Source organism: Methylobacterium sp. WL116 (assembly GCF_008039455.1).
Classification (GTDB): Bacteria; Pseudomonadota; Alphaproteobacteria; order Rhizobiales; family Beijerinckiaceae; genus Methylobacterium.
On record NZ_VRUV01000282.1, the window covers coordinates 1 to 5960 of the forward strand.

Consider the following 5960-nt stretch of genomic DNA (forward strand, 5'->3'; position numbering starts at 1 on the left):
ACCTCGCGCTCGGGCAGGATGCGGTCGGAATAGGTCGAGAGCACCCGCGCGCCGGCGATCACGAGGTCCGGCTCGGCCCGGCCCGACGCCACGTCGGCGAGGCGGCGCGTCATCTGCGCGAGCGGCACGACGGAGAAGCGGTTCAGCGGCGCTGGGGACATCGGGTCGGACACTCTCGCGGGCGGATGGAGGCGGTCCGGGCACGCATCGTGCCAGGGCGGCCGGACCGGTCGACAGGACCGAGGTTCCACCCGAGAGGCGGCGAAACCATGCCCGACTTCGATCTCGCGATCCGCGGCGGCACCGTCGTCACCGCCGCCGACACGCTGCGTGCCGAGATCGGCATCCGCGACGGCCGCATCGTCGCGGTGGCCGAGCGGGTGGTGGACGCGGCCCGGACCATCGACGCGTCCGGGCTGCTGGTGCTGCCGGGCGGCATCGACAGCCACGTCCACATCGCGCAGCCCTCGGGGCCCGGCATCGTCATGGCCGACGACTTCGCCTCGGCGACGCGGGCGGCCGCCGCCGGCGGCAACACCTGCGTGATGCCGTTCGCGTTGCAGCCGCGCGGCGGCTCCTGCGCGCGGCGGCCGAGGCCTATCGCGGTCTGGCCGAGGGGCAATGCCACGTCGACGCGGCGATCCACCTGATCGTCTCGGACCCGACCGAGGCGGTGCTCGGGCAGGAGCTGCCGGCGCTGATCGCCGCCGGCTACACCTCGTTCAAGGTCTTCATGACGTACGACGACTTGGTCCTGAACGACCGGCAGATCCTCGACGTGTTCGACGTCGCCCGGCGCGAGGGCGCCCGCGTGATGGTCCATGCCGAGGGCTACGACGCGATCCGCTACCTCGGCGAGCGCCTGGAGAAGGCCGGGGAGACCCGGCCCTTCGGCCATGCGCTGTCGCGGCCGCAACCGGTCGAGCGCGAGGCGGCGCATCGGGCGATCAGCCATGCCGAGCTGGTCGACCTGCCGATCGTCATCGTCCACGTCTCGGGCGAGCAGGCGATGGAGCAGATCGCGTGGGCGCAGGGGCGCGGCCTGAAGATCCATGCCGAGACCTGCCCGCAATACCTGACGCTGACGGCCGAGGACATGAAGGGGATCGGCGACGACCCGATGTCGGGCGCGAAGTACGTCTGCTCGCCGCCGCCGCGGGATGCCGCGAGCCAGGCGGCGATCTGGTCCGGCCTGCAGCGCGGGATCTTCGACGTGGTCTCCTCCGACCATTGCCCGTTCCGCTACGACGACCCCCAGGGCAAGCTCAACCCGCGCGCAAGAACCTCCTTCCGCTGGATCCCGAACGGCATCCCCGGCATCGAGACCCGGCTGCCGGTGCTCTTCTCCGAGGGCGTGTCGAAGGGGCGGATCTCGCTGAACCAGTTCGCCGCGCTCACCGCGACGAACCACGCGAAGCTCTACGGCCTGTATCCGAAGAAAGGCTCGATCGGCCCCGGCTTCGACGCCGACCTGACCCTGTGGGACCCAAACCGCCGCGAGACGATCACGCAGGCGGCGCTCCATCACGGCGCCGACTACACCCCCTGGGAGGGGTTTTCGGTGACCGGCTGGCCGGTGATGACGATCGCGCGCGGGCAGGTTGTCGCCGAGGACGGCCGGGTGCTGTCCGTGCCGGGCCAGGGCCGCGTGCTCGACCGGAGCATCGTGCCGGGCTGAAGGTCAGGCCGCCCCGACATCCCGAAAGATCCGGTCCGGCGCGAACGGCGTCGCGGTGAGCCGCGCGCCGGTCGCGTCGCGGATCGCGTTGGCGAGCGCCGGGGCGACCGGGTTGAACGGGCTCTCGCTCATCGATTTCGCGCCGAGCGGGCCGATGCTGTCGTGGGTGTCGGCGAACAGCACCTCGGTCGCCGGCACGTCGGCGCAGGCCGGGATGTGGTAGTTCCGGAACGTCTGGGTGATCACGCGGCCGGCCTCGTCGAGACGCACGTCCTCGTACAGCGCCGCGCCGAGGGCCTGCGCGACGCCGCCCTCGACCTGCCCGCGGCACTGCATCGGGTTGATCACGCGGCCGGCATCGGCCGCGTGGACGCTGCGCAGGATCCGGACCTCGCCGGTCCCCGGATGCACGGCGACCCGGAACGCCTGGACGTTGAAGGCGACCGAGCGCGGCGAGCCGTCGGCCCGGCCTTCCGCTTCGAGCGGACCCTCGGCGATGAGGTCGGCCAACGCGATGCGGCCCCCCGGAACGATCACGTGGTCGCCCTCGAGGCGGCAGTCGGCGTCCGCGGCGCCCGCCTGCGCCGCCGCCCGGGTCAGGATCGCGCGGGCGAGCGCCTCCGCCGCGTTCAGCGTCGCGCGACCCGCCACGACGATGCCGGTGCTGCCGTAGGCGCCGGTGTCGTGGCCGACCGCGTCGGTGTCGGAGGCGCGGATGCGGATGCGGTCCGGCGCGGTGCCGAGGGCGGCGGCCGCGATCTGCGCATGCACGGTGGTGGTGCCGTTGCCGAACTCCGCGGTGCCGACCAGAAGCTCGTAGACGGCGCCGTCGGAAGGGTCGCCATCACCGCGACGGACCCCCTCTCCCGTGCGGTGGAGGGCTGGGGTGAGGGACGAGGACGCGCCGGAGAGGCCACGCCCCTCACCCTGTCCCTCTCCGCCTGGGAGAAGGGACCCGCGATCGGATGGCCCGGACAGGGAAAGCCGGATGCGCGCGTCCGAAAAATGCCCGCGCGGGGGGATCGTGTCGATCATCGCCATCGCCATGCCCTCGCCGACACGCCAGCCCTCCGGAGCCGGGTCGCCGCCGGGGGCCGCCATCGCGCGCTCGGCGAGGTCGAGGCACTGGTCGAGGCCGTAGCTGCCGTATTCGACGTCGTGCGGCTCTAGGCTGGTCGAGACCATCGGGTCGCCGGGCCGCACCGCGTTGCGGCGGCGCATCGCGTAAGGGTCGAGGCCGAGGTCGCGGGCGAGCTCGTCCATCGCCGATTCGACGGCGAAGATCGTCTGGCTGAGGCCGTAGCCGCGGAAGGCGCCGGCCGGCAGGGTGTGGGTGTAGACGGCGTAGCCGTCGACGCGCTTGTTCGGGCAGCGATAGGCGCCGATCACCTCGTTGGTGCCGTGGTGGAGCACGCCGCCGGCATGGTTGCCGTAGGCCCCGGTGTTCGAGACGACGTCGAGCTGGATCGCGGTGAGCGTGCCGTCGGCTCGCGCGCCGAGCTTTACCCGGACCCGCATCGGATGGCGGGTGGTGGTGGCGGTGAACTGCTCCTGGCGGGTGAGCTCCCACTTCACCGGGCGCCCGGTGCGGAGCACCGCCAGCGCGACGAGATCCTCGGTCAGCATCTCCTGCTTGCCGCCGAACCCGCCGCCGACGCGGGCCGCCATCACCCGCACCTGCGATCGGTCGAGGTCGAACAGCGTGCAGAGCGCGTCGCGGGTCAGGAACGGCACCTGCGTCGAGGAGCGGATCACGAGGCGGCCGTCCGCGTCCCGCCAGCCGATCGCGCCGTGGGTCTCGAGATGGGCGTGCTGCACCCGTTGCGAGAGGTAGGTGCCCTCGTGGATGTGGTGCGCCTCGGCAAAACCCGCCTCGACGTCGCCGACCAGGCCGTGCGCCTCGGCCGCGAGGTTCGCGCGGAACGCCTGCGGCGGCGCGTCCGCCCCCGACACGACCCCGCCGTGGACTCGCGTCGCGTCGGGCCGCATCGCATCCTCCGGGTCGAACACCGCCGGCAACGGCTCGTAGGCGATAGCGAGCGCCCACACGCCGGCCTCGGCCGCGGCTTCCGTCTCGGCGACCACCGCGGCGACGCGCTGGCCGACGAAGCGGACGGTGTCGTCGAGCACGCGGGTGTCGGGCGCGTCGTCGGCCGGGTTCTCGTGCCGGCCGGTGGAGAAGCGCAGGTTCGGCACGTCCGCATAAGTGAGCACCGCGACGACGCCCGGGAGCGCCAGGGCCGCCGCGCGATCGATCGCGACGATCCGCGCGTGCGCGTGGTCTGAGCGCAGCACCCGCATGTGCAGCAGGCCCGGCATGGCGAGGTCGAAGGTGTAGCCGGCGCGGCCCGACACGATGTCCGGCGCCGCGGGCGCCGGCACGCTGCGCCCGATCGGGTCGCTCGCGGTCGCCGCCTCGGCCGAGGCGATGCCGGCGATGGCGTCGCGGATGGCGCGGTAGCCGGTGCAGCGGCAGAGATTGCCCTTCAGCGCCGCGCCGAGGTCGCGCTTCTGGCCCTGGTCGAGGGACGCCGCCGTCATGATCATCCCGGGCGTGCAGAAGCCGCACTGAAAGCCCTGGGCCGCGACGAAGGCCGCCTGCATCGGGTGCAGCGGGTCCGGCGCCCGATCCGGCGCCCGGTCCGGCACCCCCTGCCCCGGCCGGCACGGGCCGGACAGCCCCTCGATGGTGGTGACGCTGCGCCCCTCGGCCCGGAACGCCGGCAGCAGGCAGCTGTGGATCGGCTCGCCGTCGAGGTGGACCGTGCAGGCGCCGCAATCGCCGGCGTCGCACCCCTTCTTGACGCCGAACCAGCCCTGCTCGCGCAGCAGCGTGCGCAGGCACTGGCCGGGACGCGGCGCCACCTCCTCGGCATGGCCGTTGACGACGATCCTCATGCGCCCTCGCTGAGCTCGGCCCGAATCTCCTCGGCGAGCAGGCCGGTGACGTGGTGGCGCCAATCCGGCGCGCCGTGCACGTCGTCGTACCAGAGCGCGTCGTCGATCCGCGTTGCGATCGCGTCGGCGAGGTCGCGGGCGCTCGGCGGCGCCGGGAAGACGAGGCGCACCGGGCGGCGGGTCGAGGCCGTGACGGTGACGACGCGCGTGCCGTCGGCGTCCCGCGTGCCGATCAGCAGGGCGCCGGAGCGGCCGTTCGGGCTCAGCGAGATCCGGCGGAAGGCCGCGCGCCGCTTGAGGGCCGAGGCCGGCATGTCGAGGCGCAGCAGGACCTCGTCCGGGGCGAGCGCGGTCGCCTGCGGCCCGAGCACGAACTCGGCCACCGCCATCCGGCGCTCGCCGCCCGCGCCGGTGCGGATGGTGCAGACGCCGTCGAGCGCCACGGCGAGCGCGATCATCGGCCCGGCGGGCAGCGCAAGGCAGAGGTTGCCGCCCACGGTCGCCCGGTTCCAGATCTTGAACGAGCCGAGCAGCGCCCGGCAGCTCTGCCCGACGAGCGGCGCGGCGATCCAGGCGGGCGGCAGCTCGATCCGGTCCAGCTCGGCGATCGTGCAGGTGGCCGACAGGCTCAAGCCCGCTTCGGTCGCCGCGCTCGGCGGAAGCGCCAGGGCGGTGAGGTCGATCAGCCGCGCGAGATGCGGCTGCGGCTCCGAGAACAGCCAGGTGCCGCCGGCGAGCCACGCGTCGCCCGCGCGCCAGCCCGGCAGCGAGCCGGGCTCCCGCGGGGTGAGGACCGAGCTGATCGTATCGAGATCCATGCGGCTGCGCCCAAGCAAGTCTTCGTCCAACCGCCTAAGCGATCACCCACGTGCGTCGACGACGCCGTCCACGAGGTTGAGCCCAAGCAGCAGCTCCGACGGGAATGCGGTGCGGACCACCGGCTCCACCCGAATCTCGGGCGCGAGGCACGCGGCCTCCGCCCTGCGGGCCGCGACGGCGTCCGCGATCGAGACCGCGGCGAAGCGCAGCCGCGTGCCGGCCTGGGCCTGGGCGAGCCGCCCGAGGTCGGGGCCGATCACCGTGGCGATCTTCGGGTAGCCGCCGGTCGATTGCCGGTCGGCCATCAGCACGATCGGCAGCCCCTCGCCCGGCACCTGAATCGCGCCCATGGCGATGCCGTCGGAGACGATGTCGTGGCCGCGTGCATGGGTCAGGCGCGGGCCGTCGAGGAAGCAGGCCATGCGGTCGCCGCGCCCGGCGACCGTCCACGGGCCGTCGAGGAACGCCGCGATCTGGTCCGCCGCGAAGGCGTCGTCCTGCGGCCCGAGCACGACGCGGATCGTGTCGGCCGGCCGGTCGAGCCAGGGCGCGACCAGGGCCTGCG

General features: G+C 73.6%; 3 protein-coding genes and 1 pseudogene. 1 reads left to right on the forward strand and 3 read right to left on the reverse strand.

What is annotated here, in order from left to right; genetic code table 11:
• Positions 1–269 precede the first annotated feature (269 nt).
• A pseudogene (gene hydA / locus FV223_RS18070) lies at positions 270–1678 on the forward strand (dihydropyrimidinase).
• Between the two features lie 3 nt (positions 1679–1681).
• Here hydA and FV223_RS18075 read toward each other — a convergent pair.
• The 3 genes from FV223_RS18075 to FV223_RS18085 all read right to left on the reverse strand — a co-directional run.
• On the reverse strand, positions 1682–4576 hold the full coding sequence (locus tag FV223_RS18075) for a molybdopterin cofactor-binding domain-containing protein (protein ID WP_147728321.1): 2895 nt from the start codon (positions 4574–4576) through the stop codon (positions 1682–1684).
• Complete coding sequence (locus tag FV223_RS18080; protein WP_147728322.1) at positions 4573–5394, reverse strand: FAD binding domain-containing protein; 822 nt, start codon at positions 5392–5394, stop codon at positions 4573–4575. Before FV223_RS18080 ends, FV223_RS18075 begins: the two co-directional genes overlap by 4 nt.
• A gap of 42 nt (positions 5395–5436) precedes the next feature.
• The coding region (locus FV223_RS18085) for a biotin-dependent carboxyltransferase family protein (RefSeq protein WP_147728323.1) at positions 5437–5960 on the reverse strand (524 nt) is incomplete at its 5' end.

Coding starts and splice junctions, on each gene's coding strand:
- FV223_RS18080 (WP_147728322.1), bottom strand. CDS start 5,394: ATGGATCTCGATACGATCAGCTCGGTCCTCACCCCGCGGGAGCCCGGC.
- FV223_RS18075 (WP_147728321.1), bottom strand. CDS start 4,576: ATGAGGATCGTCGTCAACGGCCATGCCGAGGAGGTGGCGCCGCGTCCC.